This is a genomic window from Paludisphaera soli (assembly GCF_011064595.1).
Classification (GTDB): domain Bacteria; phylum Planctomycetota; class Planctomycetia; order Isosphaerales; family Isosphaeraceae; genus Paludisphaera; species Paludisphaera soli.
Genome location: NZ_JAALJI010000006.1, coordinates 157,433 through 182,774, shown reverse-complemented (window position 1 = coordinate 182,774; position 25,342 = coordinate 157,433). Strand labels below are relative to the sequence as shown.

Here is a 25,342-nt window from a genome sequence, read left to right as displayed (position 1 = left end):
CGGGGACGGCTCAGAAGTCGCCGTGGTCGATTCGCAGGTCCGGCAGGGCCTTCCGGAGGTCGTCGAGGCCGGCCTCGGTCACCTTGGTCCACGAGATGTTCAGGTAGCGGAGGTTGGCCAGTCCCTTCAGGTGGGCCAAGCCCGCGTCCGTGATCCGGTCGCCCGAGATGTAGAGGTCTCGGAGTTCCGGCAGCGACGCGAACACGGCGAGCGAGTCGTCGTCCAGCTTGTTGTAGTAGAGGTTGAGCTCATACAGGGCGGTCAGGCCCCGCAGGCTCGCCAATCCTGCGCCGGTGATCTTGTTGTCCGGGAGGCGCATCCGGTCGAGCTTCGTCAGCTTGGCGATGTGGGCGAAGCCGGCGTCGGTGACGTTCCCCTTGGTGATCTGGAGGACCTCCAGGTCCTTCAGCTCGCCGATGTGGGCCATCCCCGCGTCGCCGATGTCGCCGAAGCCCAGGAATAGGTACTTGAGCTCGGGGAGCTTCTTCAACGCGCCCAGCCCCGCCCCGGTGACCGGCGTCTCGTCGAGCGTGAGCTGGTTCAGCTCCGGCAGCCCCTGGAGGTGGACCAGCCCGGCGTCGGTGACCCGGGTCGCCCACAGGTTCAGCAGGTAGAGCTTCCGCGCCCCCTTGAGCTGCGCCAGCTCGTCGTCGCCGATCGGCAGGTGCGTCAGCTCCAGCTCCATCAGGTTCGGGAAGGTCCTCAGGGTCGCCAGGCCGGCCTTGGTGATCGGCTCGCTGACGTAGCCGGGGTCCTTGGAGAGGACCAGGCGGCGGAGGTCGGGCACCTCCTTGAGCGCGGAGATCCCGGCGTCCCCCACGTCGGTGGTGGTCAGGGTCACCTGGCGGAGGTTTTTGTGGCCCCGGAGCGAGCGCAGGCCCGCGTCGGTCACCAGCGTCTGGTCGACGTGCAGCTCGACCAGGCCCGCCAGGCGGCCGACGACCTGGAGCCCGGCGTCGGTCGTGGGGGTGCCGATCAGGGTCAGCGCCTGCAGATCCTGGAGGCCGGCGATGTTCTCCAGCCCGGCGTCGCCGACGCGGGTATTCCGGAGCGAGAGGGATCGGAGCGCCTTGAGCCCCCGCAGGTGGGCCATGCCGGCGTCGTCGATCGGCTTCTCGTCGAGGTTCAGCTTGGTGATCTCGGCGACGTCCTCCGGCTCCATCCCCTGCAGCTCGTCCGTGAGGCCCTGCAGGTACTTCAGGTCGGCGGGGGTGACGCGGGCCGCGGCCAGGGCGCGCGGGGTCGGCTTCGGGGGACGCTTGACCGCGATCGTCGGGGCGGACGGGAAGCCGGCGGGCTCGCCGTGCGGGACCGGCGGGGCGAGCGCCCCCAGGTACGAGTGGATCGCCCGGGCGACGCCGTGGCGGCCGTCCTTCCGCGTGAATCGGAAGAGCGACGCGACCCAACGCGCGTGGCCCTCCTTGTGGAGCGAGTGGACGAAGTAGGCCCCTTGCGCGTCGCGACGGAGTTCGGACGTCCGGGTCTCGGCCAGGTCCTTCCAACCCCAGTGGTCCATCGCGCCCGACCCTTCGCCCCAGCTCATGGCGACGCCGATCGTCGTCCCCTCCCAGTCGCCCGGCCCGAACCGGAGCTTGTACGACTCGAAGTCGGGGAGATACCCCTCGTCCTTCGGCCCCAGCTTGCCGCCGAAGCCCAGGACCGCGATCGTATCCCTCGGGATGGTCGGGTCGCCGCCGTAGGGGATGACGGCGCTCGCGACGCCGTTGCGGCCGTCCCTCAGCGTGTAGCGGAAGTTGGCGACGATCCAGTCGTCGGCGTTGGCCGTGGCCAGCGAGTAGATGAAGTAGGCGCCGTCCTTGTCCGACAGGACGTCCGAGGTCCGGACTTCCAGCCCGTTGAGCCAGTGCCACAGGTCCGTATCCGGGTTCTTGTCGCCCCAGGCGCTCGTGATGACGATCCGGGCGCCGGCCCAGTCGCCGGGGCCGAACCGGAGCTTGTACGACTCGAAGCCGGGGACGAACCCCTCGTCCTTCGGCCCCAGCTTGCCGCCGAACCCGAACGCCACGGCCGAGCGCGGGCCCGGCGCGGCCTTCGCCGCGGGGGGGGCCGGGGCCGCCGCCTGCTTGCGGGCCGGCGCCTGCGGGGGCGGGGCGCCGACGCCGGCCGCCGCGAGCCAAAGGACCATCCCCGCCGCCGCGCGTCGTCCCGTTTCGAGCATCGTGCGACCCCTCGCCGGTCCCTCGTCCGCAGACGTGCTCATACCTCGACCCCGCCGCCGGGCATCTTATCGGACCTCCCGTGGCCGCGTCAAACGAGACGCCGAGGGTCTCCCCCGGGCCGGTCGGATCAGGGCATCGGGGCGTCGTCGCGCACGGAGCCGGCCAGGCGCTTGAGGCGGAGGTTCATCTTCGAGCCGGGGTCGCCGGGCTGGATCTCGCCCCAGTCCCCCTCGGCCGAGACCAGGACGAGGCGGAGGTCGGGCAGGATCGCGGTGCAATTGCCGCCGAAGCCGAGGCTCATGACGGTCTCCGGCGGGGCGTCGGGCCAGGTCCGGCGGGCCGGGTCGGCGAGCGGGGCGTTGAACCACCAGTTGAAGCCGTAGATGCCGGGGCCGGACGCGGTGAAGTGGTCCGAGCCGCCGCCGAAGCTGCCGACGCCGAGGTAGTCGTCGGTCTCGGCCTTCGCCGTGCGCGGCAGGCCGGCGGGGACGTCCGGGCGCATCCAGTCGTCGAAGTCGCGGCGGGGGAGGAGCTGACGGTCTCCCCAGCGGCCCCGGTTGGCCCAGAACCATGCGATCCGGGCGAAGTCGCGCACCGAGGCCTTCAGCCGGCGCTTGGCGTTGAACTTCAGGCCGTCCTGGAACCGCAGCGGCCCCAGGCGGTCCGGGTGGCCGACCACCTCCTCGGCCTCGGCGCGGAAGACCCGGTCGAAGAGGGTCTCCTGGTAGAGCTGGATGGCGAAGTCGTTGTAGGCCCAGGCCACGCCCGGCGGCTCGGGGCGGGCGTAGCCGCTCGTCATGTCGGCCAGGTGGCGGAACGTCATCGCCTGATCCTTCGGCTTCAGGTCCCAGCCGAAGTCCCGGATCGGCGCGTCGACGCCGGCGACCTTCCCCTCGTGGACAGCGAAGAACAGGAGCGTGCTCAGGAGCGGCTTCACCGACGAGTACCAGTCGGTCCGGAGCGTCTGGTCGCCCCAGGCCTTCACGACGTAGCCGTCCCGGACGACGCAACCCCGGCCCCCCAGCGCCTCGGCGAGCCGGTCGAGCGTCGGCCCGTCCAGCCCCCGATCCTCGGGCGAGGCGTGCTCCCACTCGACGCCGGGGAAGACCCGGTCGTCGGCGACGGACGCTCCCGAGCCGTCGGCCAGGGAGAGGGCGATCAGGAATGCCGGGAGGCCGAGTCGGATCATGGTCGTCGCTCCGAGGTGGTCCTGTTCCCGATCGTCGCCCCGGTTCGGGCGGCTCCGGATCGGAGCCCGAGCGCGAACGGAAAGACCAAGCCTCCCGAACAAGGTAAGGCGACGTCGCGCCGGATCCCAAGGAAATGCGCGGGGAGGGTCGCGGTGGCCGCCGGGAGGTCGGGGGAGAGGTGGGAGGGGGGCTCGCCACGGCGGTTGATTTCCCCGAGGGCCGCCCGCACAATGACTTGCCTCCTTGGGGTTTGCACCGGGGTCACTTCGCGAAAAAGGCCGGGTCGAGCATGGCATCGGACTACTTGCCGGACGATGGGTATGGGTACGACGCGCCGCCGCCGAGGCCGACGACGCCGCCGGTGAGGCGGGGGTTCGTGATGATCCTGGCGCTGCTGAGCCTGGCGGTGCTGGCGGTCTACGGCGTGCCGTTCCTGGCCGAGCGGGCGGGGCGGGCGTGGGAGGCGGGCCGGGCCGAGTCGGCCTCGGCGGCGCTCGCCAAGCTGGACGAGCAGGGGGCGGTGAGCCAGGCCTCGCGGCTCTTCCGGCTGGCGACCACGGCGGTCTCGCCGGCGGTGGTGAACGTCCGGTCGTTCCGGGGCGGAGGGGGGACCGGCCGCCACGGCCTGCCGATCGGCGGGCCCCCCAGCGGGGGCGACGGCCCTCGCAGCGAGCTGGGCTCGGGCGTGGTGATCGACAAGGCGAACGGCTACATCGTCACCAACAACCACGTCATCCAGGACGCCGAGACGATCATGGTCCGCCTGGGCCCCCGCGACGACGTCCCCGCGCGGCTGGTGGGGGCGGACCCGAAGACCGACCTGGCCGTGCTCCAGGTGAAGACCGACCTGAAGACCGCCGCCGAGTGGGGCGACTCGGACAGGCTGGACATCGGCGACTGGGTGCTGGCGATCGGCAGCCCGCTGGGCTTCGACCACTCGGTCACCGCCGGCATCGTCTCGGCCACCGAGCGCAACGACCTGCGGATCGCCGAGTACGAGTCGTTCATCCAGACCGACGCCGCCATCAACCCGGGGAACTCGGGCGGCCCCTTGATCGACCTCTCGGGGAAGATCGTGGGGATCAACACGGCCATCATCACCCAGTCCGGCGGGTACGAGGGGATCGGCCTGGCGATCCCGGCCTCGCTGGCCCGGCGGGTGGTCGAGGCGCTCATCAAGGACGGCCGGGTGGCCCGGGGGTTCCTCGGCGTGGCGATGCAGCCGCTCGACGACAAGACGGCCGAGGAGCTGAAGGTCCCCGCCGGGGCCGACGGCGTGGTGGTCGGCGGCGTGCTCCCGGACGGCCCGGCCGCCCGCGCCGACCTGCGGCCCGGCGACGTGATCGTCTCGCTCGACGGCCGGGCCGTCCGCGACCCGATCGGCCTGCGGTACGTCACGGCCGACCTGGGGGCGGGGGTCGCCGTCCCGGTGGTCTTCTACCGCGACGGCGCCGAGCAGCGGGCGACCGTGACCCTGACCGAGAGCCCCACCAACCCCGAGATCTCCCCCCTGGGCTTCCGCGTGAAGGAGGCCGACGCGCCGACCGCCGACGGCAAGCCCCGGACGATCGTCGAGGTGGACCGCGTCGTCTCGGCCGGCCCCGCCTTCAACGCCGGCCTCCGCCCCGGCATGTGGATCGTCGCCGTCGAGCAGGCCCCGGTGCGGTCGGTCCTGGAGTTCCTCGCCCTGATCCGCAACTACGACCTCGAACAGCGCCTCCCCCTCTTCGTCATCACCCCCGACGGCCGCGGCACCGGCCTGGTGATCCTCGGCCCCAAGGCGTTCCAGGACCGGCAGGCGGCCCCCGGCGCCGCCGCCCCACCGCCGGCCGGGCCCTGATTCCGGCCGCGCCGCGTCACTCCCGCTTCGCCCGGCTCGAAGGGACCCCGTCCCCCGCCTCCCCCTCGCCGGGCGGCGCACCGCCCTCGCCGTCGCGCGAGGCCGGGGCGTCGACGCGCCTGAGCAACCCGCGGACGACGTCCCAACGGCCCTCGGCGACGGCGAGGGTGAGCGCGCGGAATTCGTCCAGGTCCGACGATTCGGGATCGACCTGGAGATCCACGAGCTTCCGGGCGGCGGCCACCTTGCCGCGCCATGTGGCGCGCGCCAGGGAACTCCACGGGAAGCGGCCGTCCTCGGCCGGCTCGACCTCGGTCCCCCGGACGAGGAGCCGCCTGATCTCGGGATCCCGCCGGAGGCGCCCCAGGTGGTCGCGCACCGAGAAGATCGCCAGGGCCGCGAGCGCGCCCAGGCAGGCCAGCGTGAGGGACCGGAGGCCCAGCCGGCCGCGGATCCCCGAGCGAATGTCCATCGTCGCCTCCCCGGCGGTCGGGTCCCTTTCGCGTCATCCGCCCTCGGATCTCGCCGCCGCCGGCCGGATCTTGCGAAGAATCGCGCCGGGATCCGGCGGTTCCCGGCGCGGCTCGCTCCGAACCGGCGCAGACAGGATCGCCGAAGTCGCTAGGATCCGCACCGAGATCCTCTCCCACGGCCTCGGCCGGGTCCCGGAGGCGACGGCGGATGATGCGACGACGGCGTGCGGCGATGCTCTCGGTCCTGGCCGTCGTCCTGACGGCGGTCGGCGGCTGCGCGCAGATCGTGGTGCACCAGAAGCCGATCCTGAACCGAGAGAAGCGCGAGGTCGTGGAGACGGCCACGCTCGCCCCGGCGGGGAACCGCCGCGCGCACGCCCTGATCAAGACCGGGCTGGAGCTGGACCGCAAGCACCCCGGCTGGGCCGTCACCTACTTCCGGGACGCCGCCCTGGAGGCCCTGTCGGCCGTGATCGAGGGGGGCGCCGGCGGCGAAGGTTCCGCCGAGGCGGTCGACGGCCGGGGCGCGTACCGCCGGGCCATCGAATTCCTGCTGGTCACGGCCGACCGCCGCGTGAAGACCGAGAAGGTCGCCTGGACCGACGCCCTCTCGCAGTCCGGCATCGGCGTCTCGGGCCGGGTCGCCCTGTACGACCCGGCGCTCTGGCGCGAGGTCCTCCCCACGCGGGAGTTCGAGGTCAAGGGCTTCCACCGCTCGATGGCGCGCGGCGGCGTGGGCGCCCCGGTGGTCATCCGCATGGCCAAGGTGGTCGAGGACCGCCGTCGCGTCATCGAGGGCGCCGTCGACCTGACCGACCCGTCCGAGCGGCACTTCCCGGATCAGCTCTTCCGGTCGGCCTCGGCCGTCCTCCGCCCCGGCGGCCCGGGCGAGCCGCCGGCCGTGCTGGAGTTCCACGACCCGGTGCGCGACCCCGACATGACCTGGAGCCCGGACGGCGGCGAGCCCCTGCCGCTGGCCTACGACATGACGATCGGGATCGCCCGCCAGTTCCACGAGGGGAACCTGGACCTCGTCGGCGGCCTCGGCGTCCTCTACCCGTCCGAGTACGACGGCAAGACGGGCATCTTCATGATGGACCCGTACCAGCCCGGCAAGATCCCGGTCGTCTTCGTCCACGGCCTGATGTCCAGCCCCGCCGCCTGGACCAACGCGATCAACGAGCTGCGCGGCGACCCGGAGCTGCGCAAGCGCTACCAGTTCTGGATGTTCTTCTACTCCACCGGCAACCCGATCCTCACCTCGGCCGCCCGGCTGCGGTCGTCCCTGATCTCGATCCGAGACGACTTCGACCCCCAGGCGAAGGACCCGGCGATGGACCGGATGGTGGTGATCGGCCACAGCATGGGGGGGGTGCTCACGCGCCTGATGGTCAGCGACAGCGGCGACTCGCTCTGGAAGGCCGCGTCCGCCAAGTCGCCCGACGACGTGGTGCTGGCCGACGAGCCCAAGCGGATGCTGATGGACACCATGTTCTTCGCCCCCGTGCCGACCGTCCGCCGGGCCGTCTTCGTGGCCACGCCCCACCACGGCAGCCCGATGGGGGACGCCTGGATCGGCCGGATCGCCTCGCGGCTGATCCGGGTGCCGCAGCAGGTCGTCGACATCCAGGGCGCCCTGGCGAAGCTCAACGGCGGCGACGACGTGGGATGGGACTTCAAGGACCGCCGCTACGCGACCAGCGTCGCCCAGCTCGGCGTGGCCAACCCGGTCCTCCGCGCCATCGACGACCTCCCCATCGAGCCTTCCGTGCCGTTCCACTCGATCATCGGCTACGACGGCGAGGAGCCGCTCCCCACCGGCGGCGACGGCGTCGTCCCCTACCTGAGCGCCCACCTCGACGGCGCCATGTCCGAGCTGATCGTCTCCAGCGGCCACACCGCCCAGGAGACCGAGGCCGCCATCGAGGAGATGCGCCGGGTCCTGGCCGTCCACTACAACGAGTTCGCCGCCGACCGCATGGCCCTGCTCGCCGGCAAGGCCCCGCCGGAACGCCCCGCCCGCCCCGACGGCCCCACCCGCCCCCGCTTCGACGACGCCGCCGCCGACCCCCGCGTCAAGGCCGACGTCGCCCGCGACGAGAAGCCCCTGGACCTGCGGATCCTCCGCTGAGCCGCCCCCGCCTTGACGCCGATCGGCCCGGCCGTTCGATTATCCGTAGGACCCCCACCTCGGACCCGAGCGGAGCAGGAACGACGACGATGGACGAGCCACCTTTCGGATCGATCGCGGGCCTCCTGGGCCGGACCCTCGTGACGACCCTCGACGGCCGGGAGCTGCGGGCCGCGCCGCGCGAGCACGGCGCGATCCGGGTCGGGGACGACGGCGCGTTGCTGATCGACCCGCTCAACGACTGGTCGCTCGCCGACGCCTTCCCCGTCCCGCTCGCCCCCGGCCGGTATCGCGTGGCCACCCTCCGCGAGGCGGACGTCGAGGCGACCAACTACGGCGCGATCGCGACCTGCGCGTACCGCGAAGGCCCGCCGCCCACGCGCTGGGAGCGGTCCCCCCGACCGTTCTCGACAGGCACGTCCAACGTGATGCTGATCGTCCCGACGGCCTTCGCGCGCCTGGTGGATCTCCTGGAGCGGGAGTCCGCGGCCGACCTCGACCGGGGCGACCGCGAATGGACGCCGGACGACGGCCGCTTTTGGAACGGCGTCGTCGACCTCTGCGGCGCGCTCGAGGGGGCCGAGGCGTTCTGGGAAGGACAGGGCTTCCGCTTCAACGTTCACCCGGAAGGGGGCGACGGCGTCGGCTTCATGACCCCCGGCGGCTGCCATCCTTACCTGGGCTTCGACGACGAGGGCCGCTGCATCGCCCTCATCTGCCCCTGGATCGGCCTGGCCGGCCGGAGCCTGGAGCAGGACGGCGTCGCCTGGTAAGCGCCGCGGCCGGTCGCCGCGCCAACCCCTCTCACCCTCCCGATCCGCAGGCGGGACGACAGGCCCGGCCGCAGACTCGACCCCGTCGGCACGCAGGCTGCTCCGCTTGACGAAAAATCGGAATCGCTGTACAAGCCGCCGGAATCCCCGCCGTCCGATCGGTCGACGGCGCTTTGTTTCACGCGGCAGCCTTTGAGAAAGCGAGAACTTCGATGCGGACTCCCGGCCGGCTGCGGATCGCCGCCCTGTGCGTCGTCCTCGGATGCCTCCCCCTGAACGCGGCGCGGGCGCAGAAGCCCCCGGACGTGGTGATCGGCCAGTCGATCCAGGCGCTCAGCGAGGTGACGCGGAACCCCAAGACGGGCATGCCCCGGCTGGTGATGCGCAACGCCCAGGGGATCGCCATCATCCCCAGCATGGTCAAGGCGGGCTTCGTCATCGGTGCCCGGTTCGGCCGCGGCGCGCTGCTCATCCGCCAGGCCGACGGCTCCTGGAGCAACCCGGTCTTCATCCACCTGGTCGGCGGCAGCTTCGGCTTCCAGGCCGGCGCGCAGAAGACCGACCTGATCCTGGTCTTCCAGACCCAGCGCGGGCTCGATCGCTTCATCAAGGGCCGCGACAAGATGACCCTGGGCGTGGACGTCGGCGTGGCGGCCGGGCCGGCGGGCAGGCGGTTCGAGGCCGGCACCGACGTCGCCCTGAAGTCCGAGATCCTCTCGTACTCCAACAGCCGGGGAGTCTTCGCCGGCGTCTCGGCCGAGGGGGGGACGCTCCAGATCGACTGGCGGGCCAACATGCTCTACTACGGCCGGCCCGTCTCCGTCGGCGAGATCGTGGCGATCAACAGCACGCTCCCCGTCCCCATCCAGGCCGTAACCCTCCAGCAGATGCTCGCCGAGAAGACCGCGCTCCCCGCCGACGGCGTGATCGTCGAGCGCCCCGGCCGGGTCGTCGAGGGCGAGACCATCATCCTCGAAGGCGACGACGAGGTGATGGAAGGCACCCCGCCCCGGACCTCGTCCTCCGTCCGCACCGCCCCCGAGGCCAAGCCCCGGCCCCGCCCCCGGGTGATCCGCCCCGAGTACCTCGACGAGGACGAGCTGGACCCGCTCCCCAGCGCCCGGCCTTCGGAGAAGATGAACGACGAGGACCTCCCCGCCGCCATCCCCGACCCGCGCCCGGCCCGCCCCGACAACGAGCCGCTCCCGAAGCCGAAGGCCAAGGTCGAATCGTCCCCCAGGCCGACCGCCGAGCCCGGCCTCGACCTGGACTCCATCCCGCCGCTCGACCCGCCCAAGTCCTGAGCCCAGCGGGGCCGACGCAATATCCGGGGCGGACCGCCGAATCGCCCTCCCGATCACCCGACGACGCCGCGCGATCATCCGGTCGCGCGGCGTCGTCGCTGCGCCCGGCTCCCGAAAGGACGACTCGCTTGAAGCCCACCCCCGCGATCCTCGCCGCGCTCGGCCTCTCCTGCCTCACCTCCTGCGCCGCCCGGGCCGACGAGCCCGCGAAGGGCGTGAAGCGAATCCCCGCGGTCTTCTCAGGCGGCCACGAGACCGACCCGGCGGACCGGGGCCGGCCGGTGGTCCTGGTCGCGGGCGGGCTCGGCGTGAAACCTGAGGTCTTCCGCGAGGCCTTCAAGCAGGTCCGCCCCGCGCCGGCGGGGACCAGGCCGACGCGCGAGCGCGAGCGGGCGAACAAGGCCGTGCTCCTCAAGGCCCTGGGCCCGTACGGCGTCACCAACGAGCGGCTCGACGAGGTCTCCGACCATTACCGCTACATTCCCGGCCGCGGCGAGCTTTGGACGGCGAGGCCGGCAGTCGCCTTCGCCCTGGTCCGCGACGGCAAGGTCGTCGGCTTCGAGATCGAGGACGCCGGCGCAGGCTACAGCTCCAAGCCGAAGGCGACCGTGCCCGGCTTCCCGGCTGAGGGCGTCGAGGTCGAGTTGGCGTTCGGGAAGGACCTGGAGGCCAACGGCTCCATCAAGGCCGTCCGGCTCCCGAAGGCCGCGACGAAGTAGCCTCGGGCCCGATCGATTCCTTGTCGCCCGTCGATCCGCTATCCTGGTCCCTCGCGAGGAACAGGCCAGTGACGACGAGACCGAGAGACGAGGCGACGATGAGCGAGCGCATCCTGCTGCGGACGGGCGAGGCGTTGGTGGAAGGCTCCGAGGACTACCTCTGCGCCGAGCCGGAGATCGTGATCGGCGAGCTGGACGGGCCGGTGGGCACGGCCCTGGCGACCCTGATGGGCGACCAGGTGAAGGGGCACTCGCGGGTCTTCGCGATCCTCAACAGCGACGTCCAGGTCCGCCCGGCCACGCTCATGGTCAGCAAGGTCACCGTCAAGGACGCCAAGTACACGAACATCCTGATGGGCACCGTGCAGGCCGCGATCGCCCACGGCGTCCTCGACGCCGTCCGCGAAGGGATCATACCCAAGGAGAAGGCCTACGACCTGGGGATCATCTACTCGGTCTGGCTCGACCCATCCGTGCTCGACGTCGGGACCGTCGACCACAAGGCCCTCTTCGACGTCCACCGCGAGGCCACCGTCAAGGTCATCCGCAAGGCCCTGAACAACGCCCCCTCCATCGACTGGCTCCTGGAGAACCAGGACAAGGTCGAGCACTACTTCCACAAGCTGGGCGTCGACGGGGAGCTGTAAGGTAGAATCGGGTGGCGCAGGGGTCGTCGAGCCTTTGCGTAGCAGGTCCGACCTTCCTGCTCACCTCGACCACGCCTTTGACGGTAGGGATCCTGGGTGCCACGGGTTCTCCGAACCCGTGGACCGGCTCGGGATCTCGGCAACAGCTCGGGACCGGCCCGAGGCCGATTTCCACGGGTTCGGAGAACCCGCGGTTGCCGAAAGCTGTCAACTAGCGCCGCTGGCGACGTTCACCTATTGAGCCAGGCGGACTCATGGCACGAAAAGCCTGCCGGCGGATCGACGAGCCCGGCCATGCTCATGAGCTGACCTTCTCTTGCTACCGGCGGCTCCCGCTGCTGGCCCGAGACCGATCGCGGAACTGGCTCGTCGAGGCCATCGAAGCGGCCAGGCGGACGATGAATTTTGAACTCTGGGCGTACGTCGTGATGCCCGAGCATGTCCACATCCTGCTGTCGCCGCGCGAGCGGCCGTACCAGATCTCCCGGATCCTCTGGAGGATCAAGCGGCCGGTCGGGCTCCGGGCCATCCGCTTTCTGCAAGAGCACGACGTCGCGTGGTTGAGACGTTTGACCATCGAACGCGGCGACGGCACCATCGAGCGGCGGTTCTGGCAGGTCGGCGGTGGCTATGACCGGAACATCCTGGACCCTTCGACGGTCCGGTCCGTGATCGCCTATATCCACCTCAATCCGGTACGCCGCGGTCTCGTGGAACGGCCGGAAGATTGGGAGTGGTCGAGCGCCCGCTGGTACGCCGGCATTCGTCCGGTCCCGATCGAGATCGATCCGACCATCCCGACGCTCGATGATGCCCGAGGCTCATCCGACGGGGTCTGAATCGAATCGGATTGGGCGAGCCTCTCGGCGAAGCCCCGAGATCGGTCCGACGCCGGTCCACGGGTTCACAGAACCCGTGGCACCCGAGGGTTATCCGCCACGACCCGATGAAGCTGAGCGAGGGACCTGATAAGTGCGGCGCCGGGTGCCACGGGTTCGCAGAACCCGTGGTGAGTCGGCGTCGTGACGGTCCCGAGCCATGGCCGAAGTCCCCGGCCGGCCATCGTAGCGCAAAAAAAAGCCCGGCTCCCCCCGAGGGAGCCGGGCACAGCCAGGGAGAACGACGCTTGCTCGTGAGGGCTGCCGCGATCCGACGGAGTCGTCGGATCTCTCGGCGTGACTTGGGGAAGCGACTCAGTGCCTCGTCAGACTCGGCCTCGTCGCTCACAACGAAATGCATCTAAAGCACGAGGCGTGCCCAAGACTTGAATCTTCCGAAAGGGCGAGCGCACCGTCGCTCGCAAACCCAAAAACAGCCTGGTTTTGGGGTTCGGAAATTTTCTCCGCAAGGAGGCTCGGGAGGGATTTCTCGACCACCTCACACTCCTTTCACGCGGCACGACCGCCCAGAAAATCATCGACCGCCGCCCAGAATCCGGGCAGGTGATAGGATAGAACAAGTTGGGGCGGTCGAACGGGCCTTTCGGATGTCGCGCCGGGGTCGGGTTTCGCGGTTGCGGCGATTCGGACTGACCGCGAATGGGCCGGAAGGCGGGGCGGGGGCGAGCGCAAAGGTCGGTTGACGATCGCGGCCGGAATCCCGCAAGCTGGGAGAAATGGGGCCGAAGTTCCGGGATTCCCGGCGGATCGACGAATCGGCGGACGCACAGAAAGGATCGAGCGGCGATGAAGGTCATGGTGCTGGGCCTGGACGGGGCCACCTGGGACATCCTGGGGCCCCTCGCCGCGGACGGGCTGCTGCCGAACTTCGAGCGACTCCGCCGGGGCGGGGCCTCGGGCGAGCTGCGATCGGTCTTCCCGCCCCTCAGCCCGGTCGCCTGGACCGGCGTCATGACCGGCAAGAACTCGGGCAAGCACGGCGTCTTCGAGTTCCTGGAGCACGACCACGACCCCATGAAGGGCCGGGTCAACTCCTCGCGCGCGATCCGCTCCGACCTGATCTGGGAGGTCGCCGCCCGCCACGGCAAGAAGGCGATCGCCGGCGGCGTCCCCATGAGCTACCCCCCGCGCCCGGCGAAGGACTTCCCCGGCTTCTACCTGGGGGACTTCCTCAGCCCCGAGAACGCGCCCGACTTCTCCTCCGACCCCGCCCTGTTCGCCGAACTGGAGAAGGCCGTCGGCCCCTATCACGCCTGGTCGACCTCGATCCACGACGGCAACAACGAGGAGGCCGTGACCGACGACCTCACCGCGTTCCTCGACCAGCACCTCAAGAGCATCGCCTTCCTGATGGAGCGGTGCGAGTGGGACCTCCTGATGTTCGACCTCATGGCCACCGACCGCTTCGGCCATGAGCTGTGGCACGCCTGGGACACCACCCACGCCGCCGCCAAGGGGCGTGAGAAGGAGCTGCAGGCCCTCCGGCCCAAGCTGCTGGAATTCTGGAAGACCCTCGACCGCGGCCTGGGCGCGATCTTCGACAAGGCCGACTCCGACACCACGTTCCTGCTGATGAGCGACCACGGCTTCGGGCCGATCGAGCACTACGTCAACTTCAACGTCTGGCTGCTGGAGCAGGGCTACATCGCGCTCAAGGACAACTTCTACGTCAAGCAGAAGCACTGGTTCTACCGCCGCGGCGTGACCCCCCAGTGGTTCTACGGCCTGATGAGCAAGTGGGGGATGGCGAACCACCGCGTCACCCGGTTCCGGGGGAAGCAGGAGAGCTGGCTCGACCGCCTGGGCGAGAAGACCTTCCTCTCGCGCGAGCACATCGACTGGTCGCGCACCCGGGCCTACGCCCAGGGGAACTTCGGCCAGATCTTCCTGAACCTCAAGGGCCGCCAGCCCCAGGGCTGCGTCGACCCGAACGACGCCCGCGCCCTGCTCGACGAGATCAAGGCCGGCCTCATGGCGATCCCCAACCCCGAGACCGGCGAGCCGCTGGTCGAGCGCGTGCACGAGGCCGCCGAGCTGTACCACGGCCCCCACGCCGACAAGGCCCCCGACCTGACCGTGGTCCTGAAGGACTGGAAGTACCGCACGATCGGCCTCCACGACTTCACGACCCACAAGCTGATCTCGCCGGCCTTCGGCCCCACCGGCGACCACCGGATGGAGGGGATCCTGGTGGCCGGCGGCCCCGGCGTCCGGCCCCACGCCGCGCCCGAGGGCGCCGACCTCCTGGACGTCGCCCCGACCGTCCTCCACCTGCTGGGCGTCCCCGTCCCCGCCGACATGGACGGCCGCGTCCTCGCCGAGCTGCTCACGCCCGAGCTGGCCGCCACCGCCGACCACCGCGACGACCGCCACGACGACCAGGCCGCCGCCGTCGGCTCGGCCTACGACGCCGACGACGACGCCGCCATCCAGAGCCGCCTGGCCGACCTGGGGTATCTGTAAACGAGCCCGCCGCGTCGGGCGCTCAATCCTCGCGCGAGGGCGCGGGTCGGGCGTCGATCGACGAGAACTCGGGGGTCGAGACTCGCGGGTCGTCCGGCCTCGCAGCCCCGGTGGGGGTCCGCCTGACCGAGCGGATCGTCGCCGTCGGCAGCCAGACTTCCGCCCCGGCCCCCGACCCAGAGCGGCTGACCCCGACGTTCCGAAAGAGCCGTTCCAGGTACGGCACGCGGGCGAGCGGCGTCTTGCGGACCACGGTCACCCGCTTCTCCACCACCGACAGGCCGACCCCCTCCGCGCTCGACCTGACGACCACGCCCTCATACTCCGCGACGGTCTCATCTCGGCCGGCCGTCGTCGGGTTCAGCTCGATGCGGCAACGCGAGCCCACCTCCGGCGGCACGACGTGGGCGCGGGGCGTCTCGGCCCCGCCAGGGCCCGGCTCGCCGGCCGCCAGGACGGCGCCCGCCAGCATCGCGCAAGCTGACATCGCGAGCCCAAGGGACCTGGGACGCATCATCGCCTCCTCCGAGTTCGTGGGGACGGGACGTGGATCTTGCGGGGTATCGCATGATCGCCACACGGCGTCAAGCCGTGTCGATCCGGGGCCGGGGCGTCCCGGATCACCACGCTCCGTCCGAGGCCCAGTCCAGCACGCGCAGGGCCCGGAGCGTATTCCAGCGGCTGGGCTCGTCGGCGGCCTCCATCGCGAAGTGGACCTCGCCGGGATGGGGGTTCTCCAGGGGCCAGCGCCCGGAATCGTCGCGCTTCCGCACGACCAGAGCGACGGCCTCGGCAATCCGCCGGTCGGGCTCGACGCCGGCGGCTCGCAGGTAGTCCAGACCCCGCAGGACGTCGTAAGCCCAGCGGGTCGGGAACGAGAACCGCGCCCAGTCGGCGTCGATCACCGCTCCGGTGGACCGCCTGCGGAACAGGCCGCGTTCCAGCAGGTACTCCCGGCCCCGGGCGGAGGCGTCGGCCACGGCCGTCGCGGGGCCTCTGGCCTTCTCGTACTCCAGCAGCCCTTCGAGGACGCAGATCGTCGAGTGGAACGAGGAGCGCTTGCTGGCCGGGGCCTCGCAGTTCCAGCCGCCGTCGTCGAGTTGCTCGCCCAGGAGCCGGTCGACCAGCCGATCGCTCGGCTCGCCGAAGTACGCGCCGAGGGCGAGCACCCGGCCGTTGATGCAGGGCTCGACCTCGCCCTCGAAGAAGGGGGCGTCGCCGAACTCCTCCCCCCAGGTGACGCGGTCGCGGACGAGGCCCGCCGCGCGTCGGGCGCGATCGCAATCCGGGTCCACGCCCAGCTCCCGAAGCAGGGCCAGCGTGTCCGTGGTCGCGGTCCAGTACGGGAAATAGACGCCGCCCCCCCACTGGCCGTCGGCAGCCTGAAGGTCGAGCAGCCGGGCGCCCCAGCCCTCGGAGGCGACCCGCGCCCGCTCGGCGGCGACGACCTCGGGAGGCTCGCCCGTCAGGTCGCGCAGGACCTGCCATCGGATCGAGGGGTCCGAATCCAGCAGCCACTCCAGGACGACGCCACCTGGCTCGGGGGCTTCGGATCGGGCGGTTCTCTCGGCCATCGCGCGCTCCTCCTTGTCGGGTCGGGCGACGATTCTGCCAGGAATCCCGCGCCCCGCCCAGGCCCCGACGGCGAGGCGCGGAATCACCGGCCGCTCGCGACCGCCGCGGCCAGCCAGTCGTCGAACCGCGTCGGGCCGACGAGCGAGCCGTCGTCGGGGACGAGGGATCGGTCGTCGATCGCCGCGCCGAAGTAGCGGGCGTCGGGGTCCGCGACGACCGCGCGGTCATCTCCCTTCGAGGCGAGGAGCCGGCGGACCATCTCGGCGAACGGCAGCCGCTCGGGGCCGGCCAGCTCGATCGTGCCGTTCGCCGGCGCGGCGAGGGCCACGTCGACGAGCGCCGCCGCGACGTCCGTCGCCGCGATCGGCTGGAACAGGGCGGTCGGCATCCGGACCGTCCGGTCGACGGCGTCCGCGCCGGACTCGGCGATGGCCGGGACGAACTCGAAGAACTGGGTCGCGCGGACGATCGTATAAGGGATCCCCGACGCCTTGATCGACCCCTCCTGGGCGAGCTTCGCGCGGAAGTAGCCGCTCTGGAGCATGCGATCGGTCCCGACCACCGAGAGCGCGACGTGGTGCTCCACCCCGGCGGCGGCCTCGGCGGCCGCCAGGTTCCGGCCCGAGGCCTCGAAGAACGCCAGGACCGCCGCGTCCTCGAACGAGGGGGAGTTCGCCACGTCGACGACGACCCGGGCGCCGGCGAGCGCCTCCGCCAGCCCCTCGCCGGTCACCGCGTCCACCCCCGACGAGGGCGAAGCCGCCGTCACCTCATGGCCGAGCCGACGCAGCCCGGCCACCACCTTCGACCCGATCAACCCGCTGCCGCCGACGACCACGATCTTCATCTGCAATTCTCCTGATCGACGGATGATGACCCGATCCCCCCCGGTGGGGGAAGGCTTTGAGACCAAGGCTTCATGATGCGAAAGTCCTTCGATCGGCGCGCCCGTGGCTCGTCGGCGTCAGTCGTGCACCTTCTCCGGCACGGCGATCTCGGCCGCGTCGCGCGGGTGGAGGACCAGGGCGATGAGGCGGGTCTTCCCCTTCGAGGCGGGGTTGCGCGAGACCCGGTGCAGGCAGCCGCCCGGCTCGTAGAAGGTCTCGCCGGCCTTGTAGACGCGGGTCGGCTGGTCGTCGATCCCCAGTTCGTACTCGCCCTCCAGGACGTAGCCGAAGCCGGGGCCGGGATGCCGGTGGGGCGGTCCGGACCGGCCGGGCTCGATGGTCACCTCGACGACGGACGCCTTCGTCGCCTCGCCGTCCAGCTTCTCCGCGATGTCGCGGGCGGAGATCAGCCGCACCGACTCGCCGTCGTCGTGGCGATGGGCGGCCGCCATCACGCCCGCCCCGAGCCCGATCGCCAGAAGAACCAGTAGACCGCGATTCATGATCGTCCCTCCCTCGATTCCCGATGGGTCCGTCGACAGCGGGACTCGCCCCGCCGTTCGTGGGCAAGGACGTCGGAGGGGGGGCGATTCGTGACAGGCCCGGGCGGATTCGGTCAGGGGAAGTCCGGGTCCGGCGCGTCCTTCTTCTCGTCCTTGCCGCCGACCGCGACCCGCTCCAGGATGCGGTCGACCTCGTCGACGCGGGGCACGCCGAAGAAGCCGAATTGGAACCCGCCCTGGCTTCGATTCTCGCGACTGACCTCGTTCGCGTCGAAGATCAGGTCGCCCGAACCGCCTCGACGCCGGCGCTTAACGATGCGGCGTCGAATCGAAGGGATCTCGAACGCTCGGTCGACAAAGGTCGACTCAAGGCGGTTCCGCTCGATGGAATGCTGGAATCCGTTCAGGACGATGGCCCGGGCGGTCGTTACGACGTAAAGCGTTCGCTCGCACAGGACTCTCCCCTGATGCGGACCGACGAGCCGCCGAAGGAGGAGCAACAGTAGGATGTTGGCGGTCAGGCCCTTGAGCCATGGGGCGTGCATTCGCGTCCCCACGACGTCGGCGATCGCGACCGCAGGCAAGAGGACCGCCCCGAAGGCGATCGCGCCGAGGCATCCGATCCCGGCCGACTCCCAGCGGAACCGGCGGGGGTCGGGGCGGCCGATCCAGACGATCGACTCGTCGTCGCCGAGCCAGGGGGCGACCTCGCGAAGCAAGGCCGCTTCGTCCGCGGACTCGTCCATCGGTTCGACTCGCAGGGGGCCGGGGCCGGGCTCCTCACGCGACGCCCTCCGATGGTAGCCCCGCCGGCGGCCGAGGGCCACCTGCCTCCGGGGCCGGGTCGGCCGGGTGCCCGGGCCCGGCCCGCGAACCCGGCGAGGCCCGCCGGCGTCCGAAGGACCGTGTTGCCCGCCCCGCATCGGCAAGCTAGAATAGACTTGCACGGTCGATCGTGATTTAACGCGGTTCGAACGCGATGCCACCTCTCCTTTCCTCATGCGAAGGAGGCCGACGATGCTGCATTTCCCCCGCCCTCTTGAGCCGTCGAGCCCGACTCCGCCTCTCGCCGCCCTTTCGGATCGCCGCTGAGCTTAGCGTCCGCGCGTCCTGACCGTGCGACGCTCCGGTTCCGCCCCGCGCCCGTCGCGGCGGCATCCCGCGAGTTCGGGCCGTTTCTTCATCCACGCCGCCGCGCCCGAGGATCGGGACCGGCGGTCGACGACGCTTCGCGCGATGTCGCGAGGCGCCGAAGGAAGCTCTCAGGCACAGCGAATCTCAGGAACGAGGACGATCATGGGACGTCATTTCCCCTTGCGCCGGATCGAGGACTGGACCCCGACCGAGGCGAGCGACCGCGAGGGCGCGCGACCTGCGGGGGCGCGTCGGCGTCGGGGCGGCCGGGGCGGCGGGCCGTCGGAGCCGGCGGGCCGCAAGGCCATGCAGCTCTGCCATCAAGTCGCGGTGACGCTGAGCGAGGTCCTGGCCGACTGCGGCGACCCGCTCTTGCAGGGCCTCCGGGTCGTGAACGTCGAGCCGGCGCCCGACGCCTCGCGGCTCGTCGTCGCCCTGGAGTGCGACGAGGACCGGGCGCTCGACCGCGTGGAGGGCCACCTGGCGAAGGCCTCGGGCCACATCCGCGGCGAGGTCGCCCAGGCCATCACCCGCAAGCGCACGCCGGTGTTGATCTATCACCTGACCCCGGCCGGCTCGCACGACTGAGGCGGGCCGACCGATGATCCCGGGGGCGGCGGCCAGGCCCGTCGCCCCCGCATCCGTCCGCCGCCGGAGCCGCTCTCCCCGGCCGACGGGGCGTCAGGCCACGACGACGCGGCCGGGCTGGTCGGGGGCGACGGACTCCTCGACCTCGATCTCGCGGTCGAGGAAGGCCCCAATGGTGGCGGCGTTGGTGCGGAGGTGCTCGGTCACGCGGGAGACGGTGTAGACCGAGCGGCCGTCGGCCAGGGCCAGGGGCAGGAGGATCTGGTCGGCCGAGTGGGGGTCGACCGCGCCGTCGGGGACGCCCAGGAAGTCGAGCAGCTCGTCGACGGCCTCGTCGGCGACCCGCTCGGCGGGCTTGCCGCGCTCGCCGAGGCCGACGAACGTGGCGGGGGCGGAGCCGGCGTGCTCGGCCGTCAGCGCGATCGCCGCGCCCTGGCCGGGGCTGGGCCACGAGGCGGCCTCGATCTCCACGTCGACGTTCCAGCCCTCGTCCGCCAGGCGGGCCAGGGCCCGCTCGCGCATCCGGCGGGCCACGTCCTCGCGGAGGTTGGCGGAGCCGGCGACCCCCCGGATCCGCAGCAGGTCGCCGCGCGTGGTGCGGACCCAGGCCCGGGGCCGGGCCGGCTCGATCCAGGCCTCCAGCCGGCCGCCGCCGCGGGGGTAGAAGCCGGCCGAGGGCATGGCCAGGGCGACCGGCATCCCCAGGTTCGCCAGGTGGCCGCGCCAGGTCTGCTCCAGGAACAGATAGGCGGGCGCCTTGGGGTTGAACGTGCCCCCCGTCAGGACCACGCGGCAGGCGGTCTCGGCGCGCATCGCCAGGGGGAGGTGGAGGGTCTGGAGCACCAGGCCGGTCGAGCCGGCGGTGCCGATGTCGATCGCCAGGTCGCGGGGCTCGACCCGGCCGGGCCGGAAGACCAGGTCGCGCGAGCCGACCTCGGCGCCGAGGAGGTCCGCGCGGCCGAGCAGCGCGGCGGCCTCGACGGCCTTGAGGTGCTGGGGCCGCAGCCCCGGCTTGTCGCGGTTCGCCCGGATCTTCACGATCCGGAACGGCCGGCCCGTCAGCAGCGACAGCGACAGGGCGGTGCGGAGGATCTGCCCGCCCCCCTCGCCGCGCGAGCCGTCGAGGACGACCAGGGATTCGGAGGGGGACTTGGAAGTCGACACGGCGCGCGATCCCCTGGGAGGCCGAGGACTGGGGGGAGAGGCCCACGACGGCCGCACCGGTCCCGGGGTCGGCTCGTGCGCGGCGTGGCCGACCCAGCGCTTCCGACACCCGCCGGCGGGCTTCGGTTCGAGGCCCGTCGGGGGGCGTTCCCGCCGATCCCCGGATCCGATGTCGCCTTCCATGGTCGCGCTCCTTGGGTGCGAGGTCAACGGGACGCCGCCCGCCCGGAGTCGTTCCGCGGCGCGGCCTCTCGTCGGGCGGACGTCAGCGGGCGGCCTCGTCCTTGGCCGCGGTGGGGCGGGCCGTCAGGCCGGGGCCGGCCGGGCCCTCGGCGTCGCCCCCCTTCTTCGCCTTGTCGTCGAGCACGCCGACCTGGTTGCGGGCGGCCCAGATCAGCACCAGGCGCTGGCTGCGGCGGTCGGGGTGGTCGGCCGAGGCGGTGAACAGGAAGGCGCCGAGGCTCCGCTCCTGGTCGGGGAGGCAGCCGAGCACGACGGCCTGCTGGGGCTCGACGACGAGGTTGGCGGCCAGGTCGCGGAGCGAGTCCTGCTGCTGGCCGTCGGCGATCTTGAACTCCTGGGGGGAGTAGGGGGTCGGCTGCTGGAGCGGCTGGTACGACCGCTGGACGGGCCCGTGGTGGATCTCCGGGGTGAGCCGCAGGGCGACGGCCTCGCCGTCGTGGTGCTCGGGCGTGACCCGGTAGAAGCCGGCGGCCTCGCTGTAGTCCTTGCCCGTGACGCGGCGGTCGCGGTTCATCAGGAGGCTCGCCTGGGCGACCGGGTCGCAGACCGTGAGCAGCTCCTGGGTCCCCTCGGGGACGAGGAAGGTGATCGGCTCCACCTGGTTGGGCGGGGGGGCGTTCAGCAGGGATTCCAGCTCGCGGGGGAGCTCGCCGGTGATCCGGCCCATGCGGATGCCGTTGGCCTGCAGGGCCAGTCGCTCCTCGGGGGCGACCGCCTGCTCGTCGACCGACCGCCAGGCGACCTCGTTGATGATCGGGTCGCGGAACGGGCGGGTGACCACCGCCATGCGCAGGGCGCACTTCTTGGGCTCGATGACCTGGCCCTGGCGGCCGCCGATCCGCCCCAGGAGGTTGTCGGGTCGGATCTGGTCCTTGTGGGGGTTGCAGCCCCAGGCGGCGGCGAGCCCCGTCGTCAGGCCGGCGAGGACCGCCCGCCGGCTCACGGCCGAAACCCCTCGATTCGCACGCATGGGGCGGAATCCTTTCCGCAAATGCCCGACCTCGTCCCCGACCGGATCGCCTCCGCCGACGGGGGGCGAGTCTAGGGGGACTCGACGCCGCCGTCAACCGCATTCGCCCGCGTCGCCGGGGCGGGGGCGGTCGCGGCGGGCCTGTTCGAAAGATCCGGTTGAGATCCGACCGGGCGATGGGTATACCTGGTTCGGCGGCCGCCCCGCGAGGACGGCCGACGCCCTCGACCCACGACGCCGCGCTTCAGGATGAACCTCAAGGAGAATGGGCGGACGGGCCATGAATCGATGCGGAAGGTCTCGACGCTGATGGGCCCGCTCGAGGCCCTGTCGTCGCCGACGGGATATGAAGTCGCCGCCCGCTCGCTGGAAGCCGCGGTCGGCCTGGTCTGCCTGGCCTGCGCCGGCGCGCTGGCGGCCGAGCGGCTGCGGGGGGTCCCGGACCGGCCCGGCCGGTTCGCGCCCGGGCTCGTCTGGGGCCTGGCCGCGTTCGCCGCCCTGGCCGCGGCGGGGACCTTCGCGGCGTCGCTCGGCCTGGCGGGGCGGGGCGACGTCCGCCTGGCCCTGGGGCTGGGCCGGACGGCCGCGGCGGGCTCGATCGCCCTGGGGCTGGCGGCGCGCGGGGGGCGGGCGAGGGGCGGGGCGATGGCCCTCGTCGCGCCGTCCCTGGGCGGCCCCGACCTCCCGCGAGAGGACCCGGGCCCGGCCCGCCGCGACGCGCGCTGGCTCCAGCTCCTCGCCAGCCGGACCGAGGAGGCGATGATCGTCACCGACGCCCGCCGCCGGATCGAGTGGGTCAACGAGGGCTTCACCCGGATCACCGGCTACGAGCCGGCCGAGGCGATCGGCCGCGAGCCCGGGGCCCTGCTCCAGGGGCCCGAGACCGACCCGGCGGTGCGCGACTTCATCGGCCGGCGGATCCGCGCCGCCAAGCCCGTCCGGGCCGAGATCCTCAACTACGCCAAGAGCGGCCGGAAATACTGGGCGGCGATCGAGGTCCAGCCCGTGCTGGACGCCCAGGGCCGGGTCGCCAACTACCTGTCGGTCCAGACCGACGTGACCGAGCGCAAGCGGGCCGAGCGGCGGCTGGAGGTCCAGTACGCCGTGATGCGGATCCTGGGCGACTGCCTGCGGCTGGACGAGGCGGTCCCCCACCTGCTGGCGACCATCGGCCGGACGCTGGACTTCGACGTCGCCGCGTTCTGGATCTGGGACCGGCAGGCCCGCGGCCCCCGGCTCGCCGGCCGGACCTGGGCCTCGTCCCGGGTCGGCGGCGACGGGGACCGGGCGGCCCTCCCCCACGCCGCGATCGCCGGGCCGCTGGAGCGGGTCTGGAGCACCGGGGCCCCCGCCTGGGTCTCCGAGATCGCCCCCGACCCGGACGCCCCCCCCGCCGACGTCGCCGCCGCGGCGGACGCCCCCCGAGGCCTGCGGGGGGCCGTCATCATCCCGGTGGCCGACGCCGAGAAGAGCCCGCTGGTCGGCGTGCTCACCCTGTTCAGCCGCGACCCGCTGATCCACGACGAGCCGCTGCTGCAGGTCCTGACCACGCTGGGCCGCCAGATCGGCCTGTTCGCCGAGCGCCGCAAGGCGGTGCGCGAGCAGGTGGAGATCAACGCCCGGCTCAACGCCATGCTGGACGCCTCCACCCACTCGTCGATCCTGGTCGCCGACCCCGCCGGCCTGATCACGGTCTTCAACACCGGGGCCGAGCGGATGCTCGGCTACGCGGCGGGGGAGATCATCGGCCGGACCACCCCCCTCATCCTCCACGACCCCGCCGAGGTCGCCGCCCGCGCCGCCGAGCTGGCCGCGGAGCTGGGCCGGCCGGTGCAGGGCTTCGAGGCCCTGGTCGCCCGCGCCCGCCGCGACGGCCACGACGTCCGCGAGTGGACCCTCGTCCGCAAGGACGGGACGCGGATCGCCGTCCTCCTGGCCGTCACCGCCGTCCGCGACCCCGAGGGGAACCTCCGGGGCTTCCTGGCCATCGCCACCGACCTCAGCCAGCGTCAGGCCGCCGAGCGCCAGGTCCGCACCAGCGAGGCCCGGCTCCGCCGCCTGGTCGAGGCCAACATCTTCGGCGTCGCCTTCGGCGAGATGACCGGCGCCCTGACCGACGCCAACGACGCCTTCCTCGACATGGTCGGCTACTCCCGCGACGACCTGATCGACGGCGGCGTCCACTGGCTCAACATCGTCGCCGAGACCTCGGGCCGCTGGGTCCGCCGCTGCCGGGTCCAGCTCGCCCGGCGGGGGAGCTGCACCCCCTTCGAGATCCAGGTCCGCCGCAAGGACGGTCGCACCCTGCCGATCCTCCTGGGGCTCGCCCGCCTCGACGAGACCCGGATCGACCCCCGCGCCCCGATCGTCGCCTTCTGCCTGGACCTCGCCGAGCGCAAGCAGCTGGAGGACGAGCTGCGCCGCCACGCCGCCGACCTCGCCGAGGCCGACCACCGCAAGAACCAGTTCATCGCCATGCTCGGCCACGAGCTGCGCAACCCCCTGGCCCCGATCCGCAACGCCGTCCGGGTGATGAAGCGGCGCGGGGGGGACGACCCCGACCTCGCCTGGGCCCGCGACGTGATCGACCGCCAGGTCGGCCAGCTCGCCCACCTCGTCGGCGACATCCTGGAGCTGGCCCGGGTCAACCGGGGGAAGGTCCGGCTCCATCTCGAGCCGGTCGACGCGGCGGCCGTGGTCTCGGCCGCCGTCGAGACCAGCCGCCCCGAGATCGACGCCCACCGCCACCGCCTGACCATCGCCACCCCCCCCCAGCGGGCCCTGGTGCTGGCCGACCCGCTGCGCATGGCACAGGTCCTCTCGAACCTCCTGCACAACGCCGCCAAGTACACCGAGGACGGCGGCTCGATCCGGATCTCGGCGGCCGTCGAGGGGGAGCAGGTCGTCTTCCGGGTGATCGACGACGGCATCGGCATCCCGGCCCCCATGCTCGACCGGGTCTTCGACGTCTTCACCCAGGTCGACCGCACGCTCGACCGCTCCGAGGGGGGGCTGGGGCTGGGCCTCTCGCTCGTCCGCAGCCTCGTCGAGATGCACGGGGGGGCCGTCGAGGCCCGCAGCGACGGCCTCGGCCGGGGCTCCGAGTTCGTCGTCCGCCTCCCCCTCTGCCACGCCGAGCCGCTCCACCGGCCCGATCCCGCCCCCGAGGCCCCGGCCGACGTCCAACCCCGGCGGATCCTCGTCGTCGACGACAACGTCTCCTCGGCCCAGAGCCTGGCCCTCATCCTCCAGTACGAGGGCCACGACGTGCAGGTCGTCCACGACGGCCCGACCGCCCTGCAGGCCGTCTGCGAGCAGGCCTTCGACGTCGTCTTCATGGACATCGGCCTCCCCGGCATGACCGGCTACGAGGTCGCCCGCCGCCTCCGCGCCCGGCCCGAGTCCGCCGCCTTGCCCCTGGCCGCCGTCACCGGCTACGCCGAGGACGAGGCCCGCCGCCAGTCCCACGAGGCCGGCTTCGACCACCACCTCGTCAAGCCCGTCGACCCCGAGGCCATCCTCGCCGTCGTCGCCTCCCTCGAATGGGCCGACCACACCCCCAGGGCCGCCGTCGAATGCTGACCGGGAATCGGCCTCGCTCGCGAACGGAGCCGGATCGGCCCCCTTCGGCGCGAAACGACGATCACCGCGGCCGTCGG

At 72.2% G+C, this 25,342-nt stretch carries 20 protein-coding genes; 10 read left to right on the top strand and 10 right to left on the bottom strand.

From position 1 onward, the window contains the following. Positions 1–10: 10 nt before the first annotated feature. A complete protein-coding gene (locus tag G6O68_RS10385; RefSeq protein ID WP_165247353.1) occupies positions 11–2,179 on the bottom strand; it encodes a leucine-rich repeat domain-containing protein in 2,169 nt (722 codons plus the stop codon). Between the two features lie 128 nt (positions 2,180–2,307). After that, positions 2,308–3,369, bottom strand: coding sequence for a serine hydrolase (locus tag G6O68_RS10380; RefSeq protein ID WP_165247351.1), 1,062 nt, complete (start codon positions 3,367–3,369; stop codon positions 2,308–2,310). Between the two features lie 290 nt (positions 3,370–3,659). Between G6O68_RS10380 and G6O68_RS10375 the strand changes: the two genes are divergently transcribed. Beyond that, positions 3,660–5,210, top strand: a complete 1,551-nt coding sequence (locus G6O68_RS10375; protein ID WP_165247349.1) for a trypsin-like peptidase domain-containing protein — start codon at positions 3,660–3,662, stop codon at positions 5,208–5,210. Positions 5,211–5,226: 16 nt separating this feature from the next. Here G6O68_RS10375 and G6O68_RS10370 read toward each other — a convergent pair whose 3' ends face one another. Next, the gene (locus G6O68_RS10370) at positions 5,227–5,682 is read right to left on the bottom strand and encodes a hypothetical protein (RefSeq protein WP_165247347.1); all 456 of its coding nucleotides are present in this window, start codon (positions 5,680–5,682) and stop codon (positions 5,227–5,229) included. Positions 5,683–5,891: 209 nt separating this feature from the next. On the opposite strand from G6O68_RS10370, the gene G6O68_RS10365 reads away from it, so the two are divergent. The 7 genes from G6O68_RS10365 (at position 5,892) to G6O68_RS10335 (ending at position 14,619) form a co-directional block, all read left to right on the top strand. Beyond that, entirely contained in the window at positions 5,892–7,814 is a 1,923-nt protein-coding gene (locus G6O68_RS10365) for an esterase/lipase family protein (RefSeq protein ID WP_165247345.1), read from the top strand. Between the two features lie 89 nt (positions 7,815–7,903). Further along, positions 7,904–8,587: a hypothetical protein gene (locus G6O68_RS10360; RefSeq protein ID WP_165247343.1), complete on the top strand. Its 684-nt coding sequence runs from the start codon at positions 7,904–7,906 to the stop codon at positions 8,585–8,587. A gap of 212 nt (positions 8,588–8,799) precedes the next feature. After that, positions 8,800–9,891, top strand: a complete 1,092-nt coding sequence (locus G6O68_RS10355) for a lipid-binding SYLF domain-containing protein (protein ID WP_165247341.1) — start codon at positions 8,800–8,802, stop codon at positions 9,889–9,891. 128 nt (positions 9,892–10,019) lie between these two features. Further along, entirely contained in the window at positions 10,020–10,610 is a 591-nt protein-coding gene (locus G6O68_RS10350; protein ID WP_165247339.1) for a hypothetical protein, read from the top strand. A gap of 98 nt (positions 10,611–10,708) precedes the next feature. Continuing rightward, a complete protein-coding gene (fae, locus tag G6O68_RS10345) occupies positions 10,709–11,257 on the top strand; it encodes a formaldehyde-activating enzyme (RefSeq protein WP_165247337.1) in 549 nt (182 codons plus the stop codon). Between the two features lie 254 nt (positions 11,258–11,511). Further along, positions 11,512–12,096, top strand: coding sequence for an REP-associated tyrosine transposase (locus tag G6O68_RS10340; RefSeq protein ID WP_165247335.1), 585 nt, complete (start codon positions 11,512–11,514; stop codon positions 12,094–12,096). 846 nt (positions 12,097–12,942) lie between these two features. Further along, positions 12,943–14,619 (top strand): alkaline phosphatase family protein, encoded by a 1,677-nt coding sequence (locus G6O68_RS10335; RefSeq protein WP_165247333.1) that lies wholly within the window; start codon positions 12,943–12,945, stop codon positions 14,617–14,619. A gap of 22 nt (positions 14,620–14,641) precedes the next feature. On the opposite strand, the gene G6O68_RS10330 is transcribed toward G6O68_RS10335, so the two are convergent. The 5 genes from G6O68_RS10330 to G6O68_RS10310 form a co-directional block, all read right to left on the bottom strand. Next, complete coding sequence (locus G6O68_RS10330) at positions 14,642–15,136, bottom strand: hypothetical protein (protein WP_165247331.1); 495 nt, start codon at positions 15,134–15,136, stop codon at positions 14,642–14,644. 103 nt (positions 15,137–15,239) lie between these two features. Continuing rightward, positions 15,240–16,193, bottom strand: coding sequence for a hypothetical protein (locus G6O68_RS10325; protein ID WP_165247329.1), 954 nt, complete (start codon positions 16,191–16,193; stop codon positions 15,240–15,242). A gap of 83 nt (positions 16,194–16,276) precedes the next feature. Next, positions 16,277–17,041: an SDR family oxidoreductase gene (locus G6O68_RS10320; protein ID WP_165247327.1), complete on the bottom strand. Its 765-nt coding sequence runs from the start codon at positions 17,039–17,041 to the stop codon at positions 16,277–16,279. A 117-nt stretch (positions 17,042–17,158) separates the two neighbouring features. Beyond that, on the bottom strand, positions 17,159–17,584 hold the full coding sequence (locus G6O68_RS10315) for a cupin domain-containing protein (RefSeq protein WP_165247325.1): 426 nt from the start codon (positions 17,582–17,584) through the stop codon (positions 17,159–17,161). 113 nt (positions 17,585–17,697) lie between these two features. Beyond that, complete coding sequence (locus G6O68_RS10310; RefSeq protein WP_165247323.1) at positions 17,698–18,330, bottom strand: hypothetical protein; 633 nt, start codon at positions 18,328–18,330, stop codon at positions 17,698–17,700. A gap of 550 nt (positions 18,331–18,880) precedes the next feature. On the opposite strand from G6O68_RS10310, the gene G6O68_RS10305 reads away from it, so the two are divergent. After that, entirely contained in the window at positions 18,881–19,306 is a 426-nt protein-coding gene (locus G6O68_RS10305) for a ribosome-binding factor A (protein ID WP_165247321.1), read from the top strand. A gap of 93 nt (positions 19,307–19,399) precedes the next feature. On the opposite strand, the gene rtcA is transcribed toward G6O68_RS10305, so the two are convergent. Together rtcA and G6O68_RS10295 are read right to left on the bottom strand one after the other, a co-directional pair. Beyond that, positions 19,400–20,470 carry an RNA 3'-terminal phosphate cyclase gene (rtcA, locus tag G6O68_RS10300; protein WP_206108066.1) on the bottom strand — a complete coding sequence of 357 codons (1,071 nt, stop codon included), beginning with the start codon at positions 20,468–20,470 and terminating at the stop codon, positions 19,400–19,402. A gap of 265 nt (positions 20,471–20,735) precedes the next feature. Then, on the bottom strand, positions 20,736–21,683 hold the full coding sequence (locus G6O68_RS10295; protein ID WP_165247317.1) for a hypothetical protein: 948 nt from the start codon (positions 21,681–21,683) through the stop codon (positions 20,736–20,738). Positions 21,684–21,971: 288 nt separating this feature from the next. On the opposite strand from G6O68_RS10295, the gene G6O68_RS10290 reads away from it, so the two are divergent. Continuing rightward, positions 21,972–25,265 carry a PAS domain S-box protein gene (locus G6O68_RS10290; RefSeq protein ID WP_165247315.1) on the top strand — a complete coding sequence of 1,098 codons (3,294 nt, stop codon included), beginning with the start codon at positions 21,972–21,974 and terminating at the stop codon, positions 25,263–25,265. Positions 25,266–25,342 lie beyond the last annotated feature (77 nt).

Bases quoted from the DNA above. Each gene is read 5' to 3' on its own strand.
- G6O68_RS10330 (WP_165247331.1), bottom strand. From the start codon at position 15,136: ATGATGCGTCCCAGGTCCCTTGGGCTCGCGATGTCAGCTTGCGCGATG.
- G6O68_RS10320 (WP_165247327.1), bottom strand. From the start codon at position 17,041: ATGAAGATCGTGGTCGTCGGCGGCAGCGGGTTGATCGGGTCGAAGGTG.
- G6O68_RS10335 (WP_165247333.1), top strand. From the start codon at position 12,943: ATGAAGGTCATGGTGCTGGGCCTGGACGGGGCCACCTGGGACATCCTG.
- fae (WP_165247337.1), top strand. From the start codon at position 10,709: ATGAGCGAGCGCATCCTGCTGCGGACGGGCGAGGCGTTGGTGGAAGGC.
- G6O68_RS10340 (WP_165247335.1), top strand. From the start codon at position 11,512: ATGGCACGAAAAGCCTGCCGGCGGATCGACGAGCCCGGCCATGCTCAT.
- G6O68_RS10305 (WP_165247321.1), top strand. From the start codon at position 18,881: ATGGGACGTCATTTCCCCTTGCGCCGGATCGAGGACTGGACCCCGACC.
- G6O68_RS10295 (WP_165247317.1), bottom strand. From the start codon at position 21,683: ATGCGTGCGAATCGAGGGGTTTCGGCCGTGAGCCGGCGGGCGGTCCTC.
- G6O68_RS10290 (WP_165247315.1), top strand. From the start codon at position 21,972: ATGCGGAAGGTCTCGACGCTGATGGGCCCGCTCGAGGCCCTGTCGTCG.
- G6O68_RS10315 (WP_165247325.1), bottom strand. From the start codon at position 17,584: ATGAATCGCGGTCTACTGGTTCTTCTGGCGATCGGGCTCGGGGCGGGC.
- G6O68_RS10375 (WP_165247349.1), top strand. From the start codon at position 3,660: ATGGCATCGGACTACTTGCCGGACGATGGGTATGGGTACGACGCGCCG.
- G6O68_RS10360 (WP_165247343.1), top strand. From the start codon at position 7,904: ATGGACGAGCCACCTTTCGGATCGATCGCGGGCCTCCTGGGCCGGACC.
- G6O68_RS10355 (WP_165247341.1), top strand. From the start codon at position 8,800: ATGCGGACTCCCGGCCGGCTGCGGATCGCCGCCCTGTGCGTCGTCCTC.
- G6O68_RS10310 (WP_165247323.1), bottom strand. From the start codon at position 18,330: ATGGACGAGTCCGCGGACGAAGCGGCCTTGCTTCGCGAGGTCGCCCCC.
- G6O68_RS10325 (WP_165247329.1), bottom strand. From the start codon at position 16,193: ATGGCCGAGAGAACCGCCCGATCCGAAGCCCCCGAGCCAGGTGGCGTC.
- G6O68_RS10385 (WP_165247353.1), bottom strand. From the start codon at position 2,179: ATGCTCGAAACGGGACGACGCGCGGCGGCGGGGATGGTCCTTTGGCTC.
- G6O68_RS10370 (WP_165247347.1), bottom strand. From the start codon at position 5,682: ATGGACATTCGCTCGGGGATCCGCGGCCGGCTGGGCCTCCGGTCCCTC.
- G6O68_RS10365 (WP_165247345.1), top strand. From the start codon at position 5,892: ATGATGCGACGACGGCGTGCGGCGATGCTCTCGGTCCTGGCCGTCGTC.
- G6O68_RS10380 (WP_165247351.1), bottom strand. From the start codon at position 3,369: ATGATCCGACTCGGCCTCCCGGCATTCCTGATCGCCCTCTCCCTGGCC.